Annotated in this window: 16 protein-coding genes; all 16 read left to right on the forward strand. The window is 69.0% G+C overall.

The annotated features are described in order from the left end of the window. Window positions 1-45: 45 nt before the first annotated feature. The 16 genes from dnaE (at window position 46) to lpxB (ending at window position 18,500) form a co-directional block, all read left to right on the forward strand. Window positions 46-3,525 carry a DNA polymerase III subunit alpha gene (gene dnaE, locus CRP50_RS23835; protein WP_097281705.1) on the forward strand — a complete coding sequence of 1,160 codons (3,480 nt, stop codon included), beginning with the start codon at window positions 46-48 and terminating at the stop codon, window positions 3,523-3,525. A gap of 415 nt (window positions 3,526-3,940) precedes the next feature. Next, window positions 3,941-4,735 carry a 30S ribosomal protein S2 gene (rpsB, locus tag CRP50_RS23840; protein WP_097281706.1) on the forward strand — a complete coding sequence of 265 codons (795 nt, stop codon included), beginning with the start codon at window positions 3,941-3,943 and terminating at the stop codon, window positions 4,733-4,735. A gap of 99 nt (window positions 4,736-4,834) precedes the next feature. Beyond that, window positions 4,835-5,761 (forward strand): translation elongation factor Ts, encoded by a 927-nt coding sequence (gene tsf / locus CRP50_RS23845; RefSeq protein ID WP_097281707.1) that lies wholly within the window; start codon window positions 4,835-4,837, stop codon window positions 5,759-5,761. 173 nt (window positions 5,762-5,934) lie between these two features. Next, window positions 5,935-6,663, forward strand: coding sequence for a UMP kinase (gene pyrH / locus CRP50_RS23850; protein WP_097281708.1), 729 nt, complete (start codon window positions 5,935-5,937; stop codon window positions 6,661-6,663). Window positions 6,664-6,720: 57 nt separating this feature from the next. Further along, window positions 6,721-7,242 (forward strand): ribosome recycling factor, encoded by a 522-nt coding sequence (frr, locus tag CRP50_RS23855; RefSeq protein WP_217992120.1) that lies wholly within the window; start codon window positions 6,721-6,723, stop codon window positions 7,240-7,242. Next, on the forward strand, window positions 7,242-7,982 hold the full coding sequence (locus tag CRP50_RS23860; protein ID WP_097281710.1) for an isoprenyl transferase: 741 nt from the start codon (window positions 7,242-7,244) through the stop codon (window positions 7,980-7,982). The genes frr and CRP50_RS23860 overlap by 1 nt, the downstream gene beginning before the upstream one ends. A 10-nt stretch (window positions 7,983-7,992) precedes the next feature. Next, on the forward strand, window positions 7,993-8,769 hold the full coding sequence (locus CRP50_RS23865) for a phosphatidate cytidylyltransferase (RefSeq protein WP_097281711.1): 777 nt from the start codon (window positions 7,993-7,995) through the stop codon (window positions 8,767-8,769). Then, entirely contained in the window at window positions 8,763-9,968 is a 1,206-nt protein-coding gene (locus tag CRP50_RS23870; RefSeq protein ID WP_097281712.1) for a 1-deoxy-D-xylulose-5-phosphate reductoisomerase, read from the forward strand. Before CRP50_RS23865 ends, CRP50_RS23870 begins: the two co-directional genes overlap by 7 nt. 40 nt (window positions 9,969-10,008) lie before the next feature. Then, on the forward strand, window positions 10,009-11,124 hold the full coding sequence (gene rseP, locus CRP50_RS23875; RefSeq protein WP_097281713.1) for an RIP metalloprotease RseP: 1,116 nt from the start codon (window positions 10,009-10,011) through the stop codon (window positions 11,122-11,124). Window positions 11,125-11,197: 73 nt separating this feature from the next. Then, a complete protein-coding gene (bamA, locus tag CRP50_RS23880) occupies window positions 11,198-13,504 on the forward strand; it encodes an outer membrane protein assembly factor BamA (RefSeq protein ID WP_245913696.1) in 2,307 nt (768 codons plus the stop codon). Then, entirely contained in the window at window positions 13,504-14,172 is a 669-nt protein-coding gene (locus CRP50_RS23885; protein WP_097281714.1) for an OmpH family outer membrane protein, read from the forward strand. The genes bamA and CRP50_RS23885 overlap by 1 nt, the downstream gene beginning before the upstream one ends. A 3-nt stretch (window positions 14,173-14,175) precedes the next feature. Beyond that, complete coding sequence (lpxD, locus tag CRP50_RS23890; RefSeq protein WP_097281715.1) at window positions 14,176-15,198, forward strand: UDP-3-O-(3-hydroxymyristoyl)glucosamine N-acyltransferase; 1,023 nt, start codon at window positions 14,176-14,178, stop codon at window positions 15,196-15,198. Window positions 15,199-15,201: 3 nt separating this feature from the next. Then, on the forward strand, window positions 15,202-15,681 hold the full coding sequence (fabZ, locus tag CRP50_RS23895; protein WP_097281716.1) for a 3-hydroxyacyl-ACP dehydratase FabZ: 480 nt from the start codon (window positions 15,202-15,204) through the stop codon (window positions 15,679-15,681). Beyond that, window positions 15,681-16,511 carry an acyl-ACP--UDP-N-acetylglucosamine O-acyltransferase gene (gene lpxA, locus CRP50_RS23900; protein WP_097281717.1) on the forward strand — a complete coding sequence of 277 codons (831 nt, stop codon included), beginning with the start codon at window positions 15,681-15,683 and terminating at the stop codon, window positions 16,509-16,511. Before fabZ ends, lpxA begins: the two co-directional genes overlap by 1 nt. Then, entirely contained in the window at window positions 16,498-17,334 is an 837-nt protein-coding gene (locus tag CRP50_RS23905; protein WP_097281718.1) for an LpxI family protein, read from the forward strand. Before lpxA ends, CRP50_RS23905 begins: the two co-directional genes overlap by 14 nt. Further along, a complete protein-coding gene (gene lpxB / locus CRP50_RS23910) occupies window positions 17,331-18,500 on the forward strand; it encodes a lipid-A-disaccharide synthase (RefSeq protein ID WP_097281719.1) in 1,170 nt (389 codons plus the stop codon). The genes CRP50_RS23905 and lpxB overlap by 4 nt, the downstream gene beginning before the upstream one ends. Window positions 18,501-18,588 lie beyond the last annotated feature (88 nt).

Raw genomic sequence — 18,588 nt, forward strand, 5'->3', positions numbered from 1 at the left:
GGAACCCCCTCCCGCCGCCGCCTCATCCTCTGCTATGGTCCGGCCATGACCGATACCGCCGCTGCCGCCAGCTTCGTCCATCTGCGCGTCCACACCGCCTACTCCATGTCGGAGGGCGCCATCTCCACCAAGGCCCTGCCCAAGCTCTGCAAGGAGATGGGCATGCCGGCCGTCGCCATCACCGACAGCCGCAACATCTTCGGCGGGCTGGAGTTCTCCGTCGGCTGCGCCGATGCCGGCGTGCAGCCCATCGTCGGTTGCCAGGTGGCGCTGCGCCGCAAGGCCGAGCAGGGCACCGGCTTCGGCGCGCGCGAGGTGCGCCAGCCCGATCCCGACGAGATCGTCCTGCTGGCGCAGAACGAGGTCGGCTATCAAAACCTGCTGAAGGTCGTGTCCAAGGCCTTCCTGGAGACCGAGGGCGTCGAGGCGCCGCAGGTGGGCCTGGACGCCCTGCGCGACCACGGCGAAGGCCTCATCTGCCTCACCGGCGGCCCCTGCGGCCCGGTCGGGCGCATGCTGCTCGACGGCCAGAAGGACCATGCGGAGGCCTGCCTGCGGACCCTGGCGGAGATCTTCCCCGGCCGCCTCTACGTCGAGATCCAGCGCCACGGCATGGAGCGCGAGGACCTGACCGAGCCCGGCTTCGTCGACCTCGCCTACAAGCTCGACCTGCCGCTGGTCGCCACCAACGAGTGCTTCTTCCCCAAGCGCGAGATGTATGAGGCGCACGACGCCCTCATCTGCATGGCGGAAAAGAGCTTCCTGTCCCACACCGACCGCCGCCGCCTGACGCCCGAGCACTACTTCAAGAGCCCGGCGGAAATGCGCGAGTTGTTCAAGGACCTGCCGGAAGCCGCCGACAACACGCTGGTCATCGCCAGGCGCTGCGCCGTCATGGTGGAGAAGCGCAAGCCCATCCTGCCGCGCAGCCCCAAGGCCGGCGACCGCACCGAGGACGAGGCCCTGCGCGACCTGGCCGAGGAAGGCCTGCGCAAGCGCCTGCACGTCCACGTCTTCACGCCCGGCATGACGGACGAGGAAAAGGAAGCGGTTGCAAAGCCTTACTGGGAGCGGTTGGAGTTCGAGCTGAACGTCATCATCAAGATGGGGTTCCCCGGCTACTTCATGATCGTGGCCGACTTCATCCAGTGGGCCAAGGACCACGACATCCCGGTCGGGCCGGGCCGCGGTTCGGGTGCCGGCTCGCTGGTCGCCTGGGTGCTGACCATCACCGACCTCGACCCCTTGCGCTTCCAGCTGCTGTTCGAGCGGTTCCTGAACCCCGAACGTGTCAGCATGCCCGACTTCGACATCGACTTCTGCCAGGACCGCCGCGAAGAGGTGATCCGCTACGTGCAGAAGGAATACGGCCGCGATCGCGTGGCGCAGATCATCACCTTCGGTAAGTTGCAGGCGCGCGCCGTGGTGCGCTCGGTCGGCCGTGTGCTCGAGATGCCGCTCGGCTACGTCGACAAGATCTGCAAGATGATCCCCAACAATCCGGCCAACCCGGTGACCCTGGCCCAGGCACTGGAGCAGGAACCGCAGCTGGCCGACCTGCGCGACAGCGACCCGCAGGTGGGGCACATGCTCAATCTGGCGCTGAAGCTGGAGGGCCTGTATTCCCACGCCTCCACCCACGCCGCCGGCGTGGTGATCGGCGACCGGCCGCTGGACGAGCTGGTGCCGCTCTACCGCGATCCGCATTCCGACATGCCGGTCACCCAGTTCAACATGAAGTGGGTGGAGCAGGCGGGCCTGGTGAAGTTCGACTTCTTGGGCCTCAAGACTCTCACCGTCATCAATACGGCGGTGAAGCACGTGATGGAGCAGCACGGCACGCCGCTGGACATGTCGGCGCTGCCGCTCGACGACCCCAAGTCCTACCAGATCCTGGCGCGCGGCGAGACGGCCGGCGTGTTCCAGCTGGAAAGCACGGGCATGCGCGACGTGCTGACCAAGCTGAAGCCCGACTGCCTGGAGGACATCATCGCCGTCGTGGCGCTGTACCGTCCGGGCCCCATGGACAACATCCCCTCCTACATCCGCCGCAAGCAGGGCGACGAGGAGGTGATCTACATGCATCCCGACCTGGAGCCGATCCTCAAGGAAACCTACGGGATCATGATCTACCAGGAGCAGGTGATGCAGGCCGCCCAGGTGCTGGCCGGCTACTCGCTCGGCGGCGCCGACCTGCTGCGCCGCGCCATGGGCAAGAAGATCAAGGAGGAGATGGACCAACAGCGGGCCATGTTCTGCGACGGCGCCGAAACCCGCGGCATCGCCCGCGAGAAGGCGTCGGAGATCTTCGACACCATCGCCAAGTTCGCCGGCTACGGCTTCAACAAGTCGCACGCCGCCGCCTATGCCCTGGTCGCCTACCACACGGCCTATCTGAAGGCCAACTACCCCGTCGAGTTCATGGCCGCGACCATGACCTACGACATGCACAACACTGAGAAGCTGGAGGCCTTCAAGGCCGAGCTGGGGCGCCTGAAGATCGCCCTGCTGCCGCCCGACATCAACAAGTCGGAGGTCAACTTCGCGGTGGAGAAGGGCGCCGTGCGCTACGCCCTCTCGGCGGTGAAGAACGTCGGTGCCCAGGCCATGGAAGTGCTGGTGGAGGAGCGCCGCAGGAACGGCCCCTTCAAGGACCTGGCCGACTTCGCCCGGCGCCTCGACACCAAGGCGGTGAACAAGCGCCTTTTGGAAAACCTGGTGCGGGCGGGCGCCTTCGACTGCCTCAACGCCAACCGCGGCCAGACCTTCGCCGCCATCGAGACGCTCATGCGCCACGCCCAGGCGGCGGCGGAGGAGCGGGCGTCGAGCCAGGTGAGCCTGTTCGGCGGCGGCGCCCAGGCCGCCCCGCCGCTGGTGCTGCCCAAGGTGCCCGACTGGACGCCCATGGAGAAGCTGGAGAACGAGCTTTCGGCCATCGGCTTCTACCTGTCGGCCCACCCGCTCGACACCTTCGACCGCACCTTGAAGCGCCTGTCGGTGGTGAAGTCGTCGGAACTGCTCACCTACCTGAAGAACGGCGGCGCCAACCCGGTGAAGATGGCCGGCTCGGTCGGCGGCCGGAAGGAGCGCGTCGGCAAGAACGGCAGCCGCTATGCCTTCGTCATGATGTCCGACGCCGGCGGCACCTTCGAAGCCATGTTCTTCTCCGAGATCCTGAAGGCCTCGCGCGAGTTGCTGGAAAGCGGCAAGCCGGTGCTGGTCACCATGGACGCCCGCCTCGACGGCGAGCAGGTGCGGCTGGCGGCCAAGGGCGTCGAGGACCTGGAGGAGGTGGCGGCGCGCTCGGCCAAGAAGATCATGGTCCATGTCGCCGACCCCGAGCCGGTGCCGCGCCTGAAGCAGATCATCGAGCGCGACGGCCGCGGCAACGGCCGCATCGTGGTGGTGGCGGAGATCGAGGACCACTCGGTGGAAATCGAGTTCGGCCGCACCTTCCAGCTCTCCGCCCAGACCATCGGCGCCCTGCGCAACACGCCGGGCGTGCGGGACGTGGTGGAGGTGTGACGGGGCGGCGTTGTTTTAGCCACCAAGACACCAAGAACACCAAGACGTCTCGCTTCCGATAGGCAGAGGCGGAAGGAGCGGGCGCCGGCGCGGGACAGGGGCGGCGAGAAGATTGGTCTCGTTTGCATCCGCGCCTGGATCAGGCAGCGCAGGCCGCACGACCTCTTGGTGTACTTGGTGTCTTGGTGGCTAATCACGCACCGCCGCCCGAGCCTGCCTCCGCCCGTCACCAACTCTTCACCGCCCCGGCCTTGCAAGGGGGTTGCCAAAGCGGGGCCTGCGCTGTACATAGCGGGCCTCAACCACGCACGCGGGTGCGCGGCCGGGGCGGTTTTGCCGCCCCAGCGTCGTTCCGGTGCCGGCGATCCCGCCGGTTCACTCCACCCGCGGAGGCTCAACCGGAAAAGAGGACATCATGGCCCTTCCGACCTTTACCCTGCGTCAGCTCATCGAGTCCGGCTGCCACTTCGGCCACAACACCCGCCGCTGGAACCCGCGCATGGCTCCGTACCTGTACGGTGTTCGCGACGGCGTGCACATCATCGACCTGCAGCAGACCGTTCCGATGCTGCACCGCGCCATGGAAGCCGTGCGTGACGTCGTCGCCAACGGCGGCCGCGTGCTGTTCGTCGGCACCAAGCGCCAGGCGCAGGAAATCGTCGCCGACGCCGCCAGCCGCTGCGGCCAGTACTACGTGAACCACCGCTGGCTCGGCGGCATGCTGACCAACTGGAAGACCGTCTCCAACTCCATCAAGCGCCTGCGCGAGCTGGACGAGATGATGGACGGCGGCCCGGTGGCCGGCCTGACCAAGAAGGAGCTGCTGAACCTCGAGCGCGAGCGTGAGAAGCTCACCCGCGCCCTCGGCGGCATCAAGGAGATGGGCGGCCAGCCCGACCTCATCTTCGTCATCGACACCGTAAAGGAAAGCCTGGCCATCGCCGAGGCCAACAAGCTGAACATCCCGGTGATCGCGGTGCTCGACTCCAACTCGGACCCGCACGGCATCACCTACCCGGTGCCGGGCAACGACGACGCCATCCGCGCCATCAAGCTGTACTGCGACCTGCTGTCGGCCGCCGTGCTGGACGGCATCTCCGCCGAGATGGCCGCCGCCGGTGTCGACATCGGTGAGCAGGCCGAGGCCCCGGTCGAGACCGGTCTGGACGACGGCGCGACCGAGGAAGCGGCTGCCGAGCAGCAGGGCTGATCCCGGTTCGCCCCGAGAGGATGGCGGCGGCCGATGGTCGCCGCCATTTTTTCAAGTTTTCAATTCGATCCGCTTGAACGCCAAACAAGAGGTTTAACGATGGCCGAGATTACCGCCTCCCTGGTGAAGGAGCTGCGTGAGACGAGCGGCGCCGGCATGATGGACTGCAAGAAGGCGCTGGCCGAGACCAACGGCGACATCGAGGCGGCCGTCGACTGGCTGCGCAAGAAGGGCCTCGCCGCCGCCGCCAAGAAGGCCGGCCGCGTCGCCGCCGAAGGCCTGGTCGCCGCCAAGGCCGAGGGCCCGAAGGGCGCCGTCGTCGAGGTGAACTCCGAGACCGACTTCGTCGCCCGCAACGAGACCTTCCAGGACTTCGTGCAGACCGTGGCCGGCGTCGCCTACGGCGTCGGCGGTGACGTCGAAGCCGTGAAGGCCGCCGAGTTCCCGGGCGCCGGCAAGAACGTCGCCGACCAGCTGACCACCATGATCGGCACCATCGGCGAGAACATGAACCTGCGCCGCACCCAGGTGCTGGAAGTGTCGCAGGGCGTGGTCTCCGCCTACGTCCACAACGCGGTCAAGCCGGGCCTCGGCAAGATCGGCGTGCTGGTCGCGCTGGAGTCCGCCGGCGACGCCGCCAAGCTCGAAGAGCTGGGCAAGCAGATCGCCATGCACGTGGCCGCCGCCAGCCCGCTGTTCCTGACCACCGAGTCGGTCTCGACCGAAGCGCTCGACCGCGAGCGTGACGTGCTGTCCGAGCAGGCCCGCGCCTCCGGCAAGCCGGAAGAGATCATCGCCAAGATGGTGGAAGGCCGCCTGCGCAAGTACTACGAGGAAGTCGTGGTGCTCGAGCAGCCCTTCGTGATGGATCCGGACCGCAAGGTCGGCAAGGTCATCGAGGACACCGCCAAGCAGATCGGCGCCCCGATCAAGATGACCGGCTTCGCCCGTTTCGCGCTCGGCGAGGGCGTCGAGAAGGAAGAGAAGGACTTCGCTGCCGAGGTCGCCGCGCAGCTCAAGAAGTAACTGAGTCCTTTGGAAAAGGGGCGACAGCGGCCCGGATGGTGTATATCATCCCGGCCGGTGCCGCCCCTTTCCGTGTGCGCGCAGCCCATCGCCGCGCGTGACCCGCCGCCACCGGCGGCCGGGAGCACCCCGCGTCCGTCCGTCCGCCGTCCGAGAGAGCGATCGAGGCCCCCATGTCCGCCGCCGCGCCCCAATTTCGCCGTGTCCTTCTGAAAATCTCCGGCGAGGGCCTCATGGGGTCCCGCGAGTTCGGTCTGGACAGCCAGACCGTCGCCTCCATCGCCCGCGAGGTGCGGACGGTGCGCGAGATGGGGGTGCAGGTGTGCCTGGTCATCGGCGGCGGCAACATCTTCCGCGGCGTGTCCGGCGCGGCCCAGGGCATGGACCGCACCAGCGCCGACTACATGGGCATGCTGGCCACCGTCATGAACGCCATGGCGGTGCAGAGTGCGCTTGAGAAGGTGGGCGTGCAGACCCGCGTGCAGTCCGCCATCCCCATGGAAGCGGTGTGCGAGCCCTACATCCGGCGCCGCGCCATCCGCCACATGGAGAAGGACCGCGTGGTCATCTTCGCCGCCGGCACGGGCAATCCGTTCTTCACCACCGACACCGCGGCTGCGCTGCGGGCGGTGGAAATGAACTGCGACGCCCTGCTGAAGGCGACCAACGTGGACGGCGTCTATTCCGCCGACCCGAAGAAGGTTCCCGACGCCCAGTACTATGCGCGCCTGACCTACACCGACGTGCTCGCCCGCGACCTGCGGGTGATGGACGCCTCGGCCATTGCGCTGGCGCGCGAGAACGGGCTGCCCATCGTCGTGTTCGACATGCATGGTGACGACGCCTTCGCTCACGTGATGAAGGGCGAAGGGCGTTATACGATCATTACCGAGGAGGAATGAGCCGTGTCCGGTGACGTAGCCGATTTCAAGAGTTTGAAGAAGGACCTGAAGCACCGCATGGAGCAGACGGTGGAGGTCCTGAAGAAGGAGTTCGCCGGCCTGCGCACCGGGCGGGCGCACACCAGCCTTCTCGATCCGGTCGTCGTCGATGCCTACGGCTCCAGCATGCCGCTCAACCAGGTCGCCAACGTCAGCGTGCCCGAGCCGCGCATGCTGGTGGTGAGCGTGTGGGACCGCAGCATGACGAAGGCCGTGGAGAAGGCCATCCGCGACGCCGGCCTCGGCCTCAACCCCGCCGCCGAGGGCCAGAGCATCCGCGTGCCGATCCCGCCGCTGACGGAAGAGCGCCGCACCGAGCTGTCCAAGGTCGCCGCCAAGTACACCGAGGCCGCCCGCGTCGCCATCCGCAACGTCCGCCGCGACGGCATGGACAGCCTGAAGAAGATGGAAAAGGACGGTGTGATCTCGCAGGACGAGCACCGCACCCATTCCACCGAAGTGCAGCAGCTGACCGACGAGGCCATCAAGACCGTCGACGAGACGCTGAAGCACAAGGAACAGGAGATCATGCAGGTTTGATGGGCGCCGAACCTCTCCCCAGCAGGGGTGACGCGCCGCCGATGCCGGTGCATGTCGCCATCATCATGGACGGCAACGGCCGCTGGGCCCGCGCCCGCGGCCTGCCGCGCACCGCCGGCCACCGTCAGGGGGCCGAGGCGGTGCGCCGGGTCGTGCGCGCCGCCGGCGAGATGGGCATCGGTACGCTGACGCTGTTCGCCTTCTCGTCGGAGAACTGGCGTCGTCCCGAGGACGAGGTGACGGAGCTGCGCGGCCTGCTGCGCCTCTATCTCCGCAACGAGATCGGCGAGCTGCACGCCAACGGCGTGCGCCTGCGCGTCATCGGCGACCGCGACCAGTTCGGGCCGGAAACGGTGCGGCTGATCGAGCAGGCCGAGGCGCTGACCGCCGGCAACGGCGGGCTGCAGCTGGTCATCGCCCTGTCCTACGGCGGCCGGGCGGAGATCGCCGCCGCCGCCCGCCGGCTGGCGGAGGAGGCAAAGGCCGGCCTGATCGACCCGTCCGCCATCGACGAGGACGCGGTGACGGCCCGCCTGTTCACCGCCGACATCCCCGATCCGGACCTGCTCATCCGCACCAGCGGCGAGCAGCGGGTGAGCAACTTCCTGCTGTGGCAGATCGCCTATGCCGAGATGGTGTTCTCCGATACGCTGTGGCCCGATTTCGACCGCGCCGATCTGGAAGCGGCCGTCGCCGCGTTCCGGGGCCGCGAACGCCGCTACGGCGGCGTGACGGACTGACGAGACGCTCGTGCTGAAGACCCGCCTGCTCTCAGCCGCCATCATGCTGCCGGTGGCGTTGCTGTGCGCCTGGGCGGGATCTCCGGTGTTCGACGTCGCCGTCGCCGGCGTCGCGCTCATCATGGCCTGGGAATGGCAGGCCATGGTGCAACCCGGCCACCGCCTGCCGGGCTGGGCCAGCGGCTTCGCCGCCGCCCTGGCCGCCGTGGTGGCCGTGCCGCTTCCCGAATACGCCCTCGCCGTCGCGCTGCTGGCGCCGTTGCCCGTGTTCCTGCTCGCCCGCGGGCGGGACGGGGCAGGGTGGGCGGCGCTCGGGGCCGTCTACGTCGCCCTGCCGGCCTTCGCGCTGGTGTGGCTGCGCGAAGCGGGCGGGCTCGGCACCCTCCTGTGGCTGCTGTTCATCGTGTGGGCCACCGACACCGGCGGCTACGTCTTCGGCCGGCGTATCGGCGGGCCCAAGCTGGCACCCCGCATCAGCCCCAAGAAGACCTGGGCCGGTCTGCTCGGCGGCGCCTTCTCCGCGGCGCTGGTCGGCGTGGCGACGGCGTTTCTGGTGAACCCGGATGCTCTTCCGGCCCTTATTCTCTTCAGCGGCCTTCTTGCGGTCGTCGAACAGATCAGCGATCTGACGGAGAGTTACGTGAAGCGGCGCTTCGGCGTGAAGGACAGCGGCCACATCATCCCCGGCCACGGCGGCGTGCTCGACCGTGTCGACGGGCTGGTGCTGACGGCGCCGCTGCTCGCGCTGGCGGTGTATCTGGCGGAAGGAGGAATTGCGGCATGGTGACTCCCAAGGCTCCTGCCGGCACCGGCCGCGACGGCCGCCGCCGCGTCACCGTCCTCGGCTCCACCGGCTCGGTCGGCTGCAACACCGTCGACCTGCTGATGCGCGACCGCGCCGCCTACGAGGTCGTCGCGCTGACCGCCAACGGCAACGCCGCCGCCCTGGCCGAGCAGGCGCTCGCCCTGCGGCCGGAAGTGGCCGTGGTGGCCGACGAAGCCTGCTACGCCGACCTCAAGGAGCGTCTGGCCGGGTCGGGCATCGAGGCCGCCGCCGGCTGCGCCGCCGTCACCGAGGCCGCCGCCCGGCCATCGGACTGGGTGATGTCGGCCATCGTCGGCGCCGCCGGCCTCGCGCCGACGCTGGCCGCCGTGCGCCGCGGCTGTGTCGTCGGCCTCGCCAACAAGGAAACGCTGGTCTGCGCCGGCGCGCTGGTCATGGCCGAGGTGGAACGCCACGGCGCCACCCTGCTGCCGGTGGACAGCGAGCACTCCGCCATCTTCCAGGTGTTCGACTTCGACCAGCCCGCGGCGGTGTCGCGCATCGTCCTCACCGCCTCCGGCGGCCCGTTCCGCGAGTGGGAGCGCGAGGCCATGGCCACGGTGACGCCGTCGCAGGCGGTCGCCCATCCCAACTGGTCCATGGGCGCCAAGATCTCGGTCGACAGCGCGACCATGATGAACAAGGGCCTGGAACTGATCGAGGCGTCGCACCTCTTCCCGGTGCCCGAGGAGCGCATCGAGATCCTGGTGCATCCGCAGTCGGTGATCCACAGCATGGTGGAGTACGTCGACGGCAGCATGCTGGCCCAACTCGGCACGCCGGACATGCGCACGCCCATCGCCTACGCCCTCGGCTGGCCGGCGCGCATCCCCGCGCCGAGCCCGCGCCTCGACCTGGCGGCGGTCGCGCAGCTGACCTTCCAGGCCCCCGATACGGAGCGCTTCCCGGCGCTGCGTCTGGCGCGCCACGCCTTGCAAACGGGCGGGGCGGCCCCTACTCTCCTGAATGCAGCGAATGAAATCGCCGTCGCCCGGTTCCTGGCCGGCGAGATCGGGTTCCTCGACATCGCACGCACCGTCGAGGCGACCATCGAGAAGGCCGGCGACCTGCCGCTCGCCACCCTCGACGACGTCCTCGCCGCCGATGCCGAGGCGCGCCGCATCGCGGCCGGCATGACCAGCACCACGTGCGCCGCGGAGTGACCTGCGGCGCGCCCTTGACCCCGAGAAGGCGCCTACCCGCATGGACATCCTTTCCGTACTCTGGACGACGATCCTGCCGTTCCTGGTCATCCTGACCATCGTCGTCTTCGTGCACGAGTTCGGCCACTTCATCGTCGCCCGCTGGAACGGCGTGAAGGTCGACGTCTTCTCCATCGGGTTCGGCCGCGAACTGTTCGGCTGGAACGACCGCCACGGCACCCGCTGGCGGGTCAGCCTGCTGCCGCTCGGCGGCTACGTGAAGTTCTTCGGCGACGCCAACGAGGCCAGCGGCGGCGCCGACAAGAGCCGCGAGCTGACCGACGCGGAGCGGGAGGTGTCGCTCCACCACAAGCGGGTGGGCCAGCGCATGGCGGTGGTCGCCGCCGGCCCCGGCTTCAACTTCCTGTTCGCCATCGTCGTCTTCGCCGCCGTCTTCATGACCGTCGGCCAGCCGACCACGCCGCCCGTGCTCGGCGGCGTGCAGGAGGGCAGCCCGGCCGCCGCCGCCGGCCTGCAGGCGGGTGACCGCATCGTCGCCATCGACGGCCGCGGCATCGACCGCTTCGAGGAAATCCAGCGCCTCGTGCCCCTCAACGCCGGCACCCCCATGCAGGTGGAGGTCGACCGCGACGGCGAGCGCCGCAGCTTCGAGGTCACTCCGCGCATGACGGAGATGACCGACGGCTTCGGCAACGTCCACCGCACCCCCATCCTCGGCGTGTCGGTCAGCAACCAGCACATGGAAATGCGCCGCATGGGCCCGGTGGAGGCCGTCGGGCAGGCGACCACCCACACCTGGGGCATCGTCGCCTCCACCATGACGGCGCTCGGCCAGATGATTTCGGGCGACCGCGGCACCGACGACCTGGGCGGGCCGGTGCGCATCGCGCAGTTCTCGGGTCAGGCGGCCCAGTCGGGTGTGGTGAACGCCATCATGTTCGTCGCCCTGCTGTCCGTCGCGCTCGGTCTGTTCAACCTGTTTCCGGTGCCCATGCTGGACGGCGGCCACCTGCTGTTCTACGGCGTGGAAGCCTTGCGCGGCAGGCCGTTGAGCGAGCGGATGCAGGAGTATGGCTTCCGCGTCGGCTTCGCGTTGGTCGTCTGTCTGATGGTCTTCGTCACATGGAACGATATCGTCCGGCTTATAGAGGGTTGAGTTCCTAGGCGGAACTGGGCATTCTCCCCCGGGTCAAGATCACGTCGATCACTCATCACCCCGGGGGTAATCCTTGCGTTCGCTCGTGCGCTCGGCGGCCGTGGCCGCCGCCCTTGCCGGACTCGCCGTGGTGCCGGCCACCGCAATCGCCCAGGATATCGGTGCCGGCCAGACCGGCGGCGTCATCCGTCAGATCGTGGTGGAGGGCAACCAGCGCATCGAACCGTCGACGGTCCGCTCCTACATGGCGGTCGCCGAGGGGGATGCGTTCGATCCGGCCAAGCTCGACCAGTCGCTGAAGAGCCTGTTCGCCACCGGCCTGTTCGCCGACGTGGCGCTGCGCCGCAACGGCGATGCCCTGGTGGTGCGCGTGGTGGAAAACCCCATCATCAACCGCATCGCCTTCGAGGGGAATCAGCGCATCGACGACCAGCAGCTGGAGGCCGAGACCCAGCTGCGCCCGCGCGTCGTCTATACCCGCGCCAAGGTTCAGTCGGACGTGCAGCGCATGCTCGACCTCTACCGCCGCAGCGGCCGCTATGCCGTCAACGTCGAGCCGAAGATCATCGAGCTGGACCAGAACCGCGTCGACCTCGTGTTCGAGATCAACGAGGGTCCGCCGACCTACGTGCGCCGCATCACCTTCATCGGCAACAGCCGCTACAGCGACAGCTCGCTGCGCGAGGAGGTCGCCACGAAGGAAGAGCGCTGGTACCGGTTCCTGTCCAGCGCCGATACCTACGATCCCGACCGCCTGACCTATGACCGCGAACTGCTGCGCCGGTTCTACCTGCGCAACGGCTACGCCGATTTCCGGGTGACCTCGGCCGTGGCGGAGCTGACGCCCGACCGCGAGGCGTTCTTCGTCACCTTCACCATGGACGAAGGCGAGCGCTACAAGTTCGGCAAGGTGGAGGTCAACGTCAGCCTGCCCGACCTCGATGCCGCCTCGCTGCAGGAGCACATCGTCGCCGAGGGCGGCGAGTGGTACAACGCCGACGAAGTCGAGACGACGGTGCAGAACCTGACGGACGCCATCGGCGCCCGCGGCTACGCCTTCGTCGACGTGCGCCCGCGCGTCACCCGCAATACCGATGACCGCACCATCGACGTCACCTTCGACATCCAGGAAGGGCCGCGCGTCTTCGTTCGCCGCATCGAGATCAACGGCAACGTCCGCACCCTCGACAAGGTGATCCGCCGCGAGTTCCGGCTGGTGGAAGGCGATGCCTTCAACACCGCCAAGCTGCGCCGCTCGCGCGAGCGCATCCGCAACCTCGGCTTCTTCGAGAAGGTGGAAGTGTCCAACATTCCGGCCGAGGACGCGCCGGACCAGACGGACATCATCGTCGACGTCGAGGAACGGGCCACCGGCGAGCTGTCCTTCGGCGTCGGCTGGTCGTCCAGCGTCGGTGCCCTGTTCGAGGCCGGCATCCGCGAGCGCAACCTGCTCGGCAAGGGCCAGGACCTGAAGCTCGACCTACGCCTCGCCCAGCGTCAGACGGAAGTGGACCTGTCGTTCACCGAGCCCTACTTCCTCGACCGCCCGCTGCGCGCCGGTTTCGACGTCTTCCACATCACCAACGACTACCAGGACGAGGCGTCGTACGACAGCACCATCACCGGCGGCTCGCTGCGCCTGGGCTGGAGCTACAACGAGTTCCTCGGCCACACGCTGAAGTACACGGCGCAGCAGACCGACATCCGCAACGTCGACGACGACGCCTCGCGCTACATCCGCGAGCAGGAAGGCACGTCGCTGCTGTCGCAGATCGGCCACACGCTGACCTACGACAAGCGTGACAGCATGATCGAGCCGACGGACGGCTACGTCGTCAGCGTGTCGAACGCCGTCGCCGGCCTCGGTGGCGACGAGAAGTTCCTGCGCAACGACATCGCCGGCGCGTACTACATTCCGCTGGCCGACCAGTGGACGCTGCGCCTTGGCGCCAACGCCGGTTACATCTACAATTACGACGACAAGGACCCGCTCGGCATCGCCTACCGCTACAACCTCGGCGGCGAGAACCTGCGCGGCTTCGCCTATGGCGGCGCCGGTGCCCGCGACGGGGACGACGCGCTCGGCGGCAACTGGATCGCCAACGGCTCGGTGGAACTGCGCCTGCCGCTCGGGCTGCCCGAGGAACTGGGCGTCACCGGCAAGGTCTTCACCGACTTCGGCATCATCGGCGAGCCCGACATCGACGTGATCCCCGGATCGCCGTACGAATACTCCAGTTCCATCCGTGCCTCGGTCGGCGTCGGCGTGATCTGGAAGTCGCCGGTCGGCCCGATCAACATCGATCTGGCGCAGCCGGTGCTGAAGGAAGACTTCGACGAGACCGAGCTGTTCCGCCTCAACTTCGGGACGAAGTTCTGATGCCCCTGCGCGGCGCGCTCCGGATTGCCGTCGCGCTGCTGGCGCTGACGGCGCCGGCGGTGCCGCAGGCGGTCGCGCAGCAGGCTCCGTCTGCGCCTTCGGGGGTTGCCGCGGGCGAGAAACCGGTCGCCCGCGTGCCGAACCCGGTGATCGGCGTCATCGATCTGCAGCGCATCCTGCGGGACGCCTCGGCGGCCCGTGATGTGCGGGCGGAGCGCGAGAAGTACGTCACCGCCTATCAGGCCGACGCCGCCCAGGTGGAACAGGAACTGCGTGCCGCCGACCAGGAACTGGCGCGCCTGCGGGCCGGGTCGTCGCCGGAGGAGTTCGCCGTCAAGCGCCGCGAGTTCCAGGACCGGGTGGCGACCAGCCAGCGCGAGGTCCAGACCCGCCGCCGCAACCTGGAGCGGGCCTTCGGCACCGCCATGAGCGACGTGCAGCAGGCGACCATCCAGGTGGCCGACGACATCGCCACCGAGGCGGGCGTCAACGTGATCCTTTACCGCTCGCAGGTGTTCCTGTTCGACAACGGCATGGACCTCACCGACGAGATCCTGCTGGAATTGAACGAGCGCCTGCCGACCGTGCCCTTCCCCGACCCCGAAGCCATGCCGGACGTACCGGATGCGCCGGACGGGGGAACGCCGCTCGCCATACCCGGAGACTGACCCGTGGCGGATTCCCGCTTCTTCACCAACGCCGGCCCCTTCACCCTGTCCCGCCTCGCCGAGGCCGGCGGGTGCGAGATCGCGGCCGGCGGCGACCCGGAGCGCCGCTTCGCCGACGTCGCGCCGCTGCACGAAGCGGACGCCGAGCAGGTGAGCTTCCTCGACAACAAGAAGTACCTGCCGGCCTTCCGCGACAGCCGCGCCGGTGCCTGCATCGTCCATCCCGACCATGCCGCCGAGGCGCCGGCCGGCATGGTGCTGCTGCTCAGCCGCGAGCCCTACCGCGCCTACGCCAAGGTGGCCGCCCTGTTCTATCCGGCCCCGGCGGCCGTGGCCGGCGTGCATCCGACGGCGGTGGTCGATCCGACCGCCGTGCTGGGCGAGGGCGTGCAGGTCGGGCCGGGCGCGGTGATCGAGGCGCGGGCGGAGATCGGTGCTGGCACCGTCATCGGCCCCAATGCCGTCATCGGAGCGGGCGTGCAGATCGGGCCGCTCGGCTCGGTCGGCGCCAATGCCTCGCTCAGCCACACCATCGCCGGCGCCAAGGTGCACATCTACCCCGGCTGTCGCATCGGCCAGGACGGCTTCGGCTTCGCCATGGGGCGGGAAGGGCACCTGAAGGTGCCGCAGCTCGGCCGCGTCGTCATCGGCGACGACGTGGAAATCGGCGCCAATACCACCATCGATCGCGGCGCCGGGCCCGATACCGTCATCGGCTCGGGGTCCAGGATTGATAATCTGGTGCAGATCGGGCACAACGTGCAGCTCGGACGCGGCTGCGTGATCGTGTCGCAGGTCGGCATTTCCGGCAGCACCAAGCTCGGCGACGGCGTCGTCATCGGGGGGCAGGGCGGTGTCGCCGGCCACCTCACGCTCGGCAGCGGCGCCCAGGTGGCGGCCCAGGCCGGGGTGATGCGCGACATCGAGCCGGGCGGCGTCGTCATGGGGTATCCCGCCAAACCGATCAAGGAGTTCTGGCGCGAAGTCGCCGCGCTGAAGCAACTGGCTTCCAAGAAGGGCAAGTAGAAGATGGACGCGACGTCTGACAAGACCGAAGCCACCACCGAGGGAACCACCATCGGCATCGAGCGGATCATGAAGATGATTCCGCACCGTTACCCCATGCTGCTGATCGACCGCGTCGTCGACGTTCACAAGAACGAGCGGTGCGTCGGCATCAAGAACGTCAGCATGAACGAGCCCTTCTTCCAGGGCCACTTCCCGCAGCGTCCGGTGATGCCCGGCGTGCTCATCATCGAAGCCATGGCCCAGACGGCGGCCGTGCTGGTGGTGGAGACGCTCGGCCCCGACAGCGAGGGCAAGCTGGTCTACTTCATGTCGGTCGACAACGCCCGCTTCCGCAAACCGGTGGTGCCGGGCGACCGGCTGGAACTGCACGTCAGCAAGGAACACAGCCGCCGCAACGTGTGGAAGTTCCGCGCCGAGGGCAAGGTCGACGGCAAGGTCGTCGCCGAAGCCACCTATGCCGCCATGATTCTGGACGACTGATGCCACTCATTCACCCCACCGCCATCGTCGATCCCGCCGCGCGCCTGGCCGAAGACGTCAAGGTCGGTCCCTATTGCCTGGTCGGGCCGGACGTGCACCTGGGCGCCGGCGTCGAGCTGAAGAGCCACGTGGTGGTCGACGGCCGTACCACGGTCGGCGACGGCACCGTCGTGTTCCCCTTCGCCTCCGTCGGGCTGCAGCCGCAGGACCTGAAGTACAAGGGCGAGCCGTCGCGGCTGGAAATCGGCCGCAACGTCGTCATCCGCGAGCACGTGACGGTCAACACCGGCACCGAGGGCGGCGGCATGCTCACCAAGGTGGGCGACAACGTGCTGCTGGCCATCGGGTCGCATGTGGCGCACGACGTGTTCATCGGCGACAACAGCATCATCATGAACCACGTGCTGCTGGGCGGCCATGTGGTGATCGAGGAGTTCGTGGTGGTCGGCGGCGGCTCCGCCATCCATCAGTTCGTGCGCCTCGGCAAGCACGTGATGATCGGCGGCGCCTCGGGCATCGAGAACGACGTCATCCCCTACGCCACGGCCTTCGGCAACCGCGGCCACCTGCAGGGGCTGAACCTCATCGGCATGAAGCGCCGCGGCTTCAAGCGCGACGACGTCAACGCCGTCCGCCACGCCTACAAGCTGCTGTTCAGCGCCGCCGACGGCTCGGTCATGGCCGACCGGCTGAACGCGGTGGAAGCGCAGTACGGCGGCAGCGAGCCGGTGCGCGACATCGTCGCCTTCGTGCGCGCCGCCGGCAAGCGCAAGATCTGCCAGCCGACGGCGGAGAGCCTGGCCGCGGCGACGGGCGATGCCGACGAATAAGCTCGGCATCATCGCCGGCGGCGGGGCGCTGCCCGGGCGCCTCGTGAGGGCCTGCCGTGAGAGCGGCCGGCCCTTTTTCGTGCTCGCCATCGAAGGCCACGCCGACGCCGCCGACATCGGCGCCGACAGCCCGCAGGCGTGGATCCGCATGGGCGAGGCGGGCAGCGGCATCCGCGCCCTGCACGAGGCCGGCTGCCGCGACCTCGTCATGGCCGGGCCGGTGCGTCGCCCGACGCTCGCCGACCTGCGGCCCGACTGGCGCACGGCCCGCTTCTTCGCCCGCCTCGGCCTGCGGGCACTGGGCGACGACGGTCTGTTGAAGGCGCTCATCGCCGAGCTGGAGGGCGAGGGGTTCCGGGTGGTCGGCGTCGACAGCATTCTCACCGACCTGTCTCCCGACCTCGGCCCGCTCGGCCGCCACGTGCCGGACGAGCAGGCGCGCGCCGACATCGCCCGCGCCGTCGCCGTCTGCCGCACCCTCGGCGCGCTCGACGTCGGGCAGGCGGTGGTGGTGCAGCAGGGCATCGTGCTCGGCGTCGAGGCCGTGGAGGGCACGGACGCCCTCCTCGCCCGCTGCCGCGACCTCGAGCGCAGCGGCCCCGGCGGGGTGCTGGTGAAGCTGTGCAAGCCGCAGCAGGAAACGCGCGTCGACCTGCCGACGGTCGGGCCGCGCACGGTGGAGAACGCCGTCGCCGCCGGCCTGCGCGGCATCGCCCTGCACGCCGGCCGCAGCATCCTGGTGGACCGGGAGGCGACGCTCGGCCGCGCCGACGCCCTCGGCCTGTTCGTGGTGGGCGTTTCGGGCGACGAGGAGCCGGCATGACCGACGCACCGCTGGTCTTCATCGTCACCGGTGAACCCTCGGGCGACCTGCTCGGCGCGCGGCTCATGCAGGCCCTGCGTGAGGCCACCGGCGGACAAGTTCGCTTCGCCGGCATCGGCGGCGAGTCCATGCAGGAACAGGGGCTCGACAGCCTGCACGACCTGTCGGACCTGGCGGTCATGGGCTTCCTGGAGGTGCTGCCGAAGGCGCGGCGCATCCTCGGCATCGTCCGCGAGACGGTGGACATGATCGAGCGCCTGAAGCCCGACATCCTGGTCACCGTCGACAGCTGGGGCTTCACGGGCCGCGTGCACGCCGCCGTGCGCAAGCGCGGCCTGCGGCTGCCGAAGGTGCATTACGTCGCGCCCATGGTGTGGGCGTGGAAGGAGAAACGGGCCAAGTCGGTGGCGGAGCGCGTCGACCACCTGATGTGCCTGCTGCCCAACGAGCCGCCGTATTTCGAGAAGCACGGCCTGGCCTGCACCCACGTCGGGCATTCCATCATCGAGAGCGGCGCCGGGCAGGGCGACGGCACCGCCTTCCGCACCGCCCACGGCATACCGGCGGAAGTGCCGCTGATCTGCGTTCTGCCGGGCAGCCGGCGGGTGGAGGTGACGCGCCTGCTGCCGGTGTTTCGCGGTGCAGTGGAGCGGCTGGCGCGCGAGCGGCCGGGGCTCTGCGTCACCATTCCGACCGTCGCCACGGTCGCCGACGCCGTTGCGGCGGCCGTCGCCGAGTGGCCGGTGCCGGTGGTGGTGGTACGCGGCCAGCGCTCCCGCTACGACGCCTTCGCGGCCGCCGATGCCGCCATGGCCGCCTCCGGCACCGTGGCGCTGGAACTCGCCATGGCGGGACTGCCGCATCTGGTGGCATACCGTGTTTCGGCGCTGTCGGCCTGGCTGTTCCGCCGCTTCGTGACGGTACGCTTCGTCAACCTGGTCAACCTGACGCTCGACCGCGCCGTGGTGCCGGAGTTGCTGCAGGAGGACTGCACAGCGGACCGGGTGGCGGCCGAGACGGCGCGGCTCATGGACGACCGCGCGGCACGGGAGGCTCAGCGCGAGGGCTTCGCCGAAGCCCTGGCCGCCTTCCGCGGCGGCAGCGGCAGCCCCTCGGGCCGCGCCGCCGCCGTGGTGCTGGATCTGATGGCGCGGGGGCGGGCCTAGGCCGTAAACTCATAAATTTCCTTGGCGTTATGCGGCCGTCGTGATTCAAGGTTCCCGAACCAGGGAGCCTTGAATGACGCGCCGCCGC

The organism is Caenispirillum bisanense (assembly GCF_900230255.1).
Classification (GTDB): Bacteria; Pseudomonadota; Alphaproteobacteria; order Rhodospirillales; family Rhodospirillaceae; genus Caenispirillum; species Caenispirillum bisanense_A.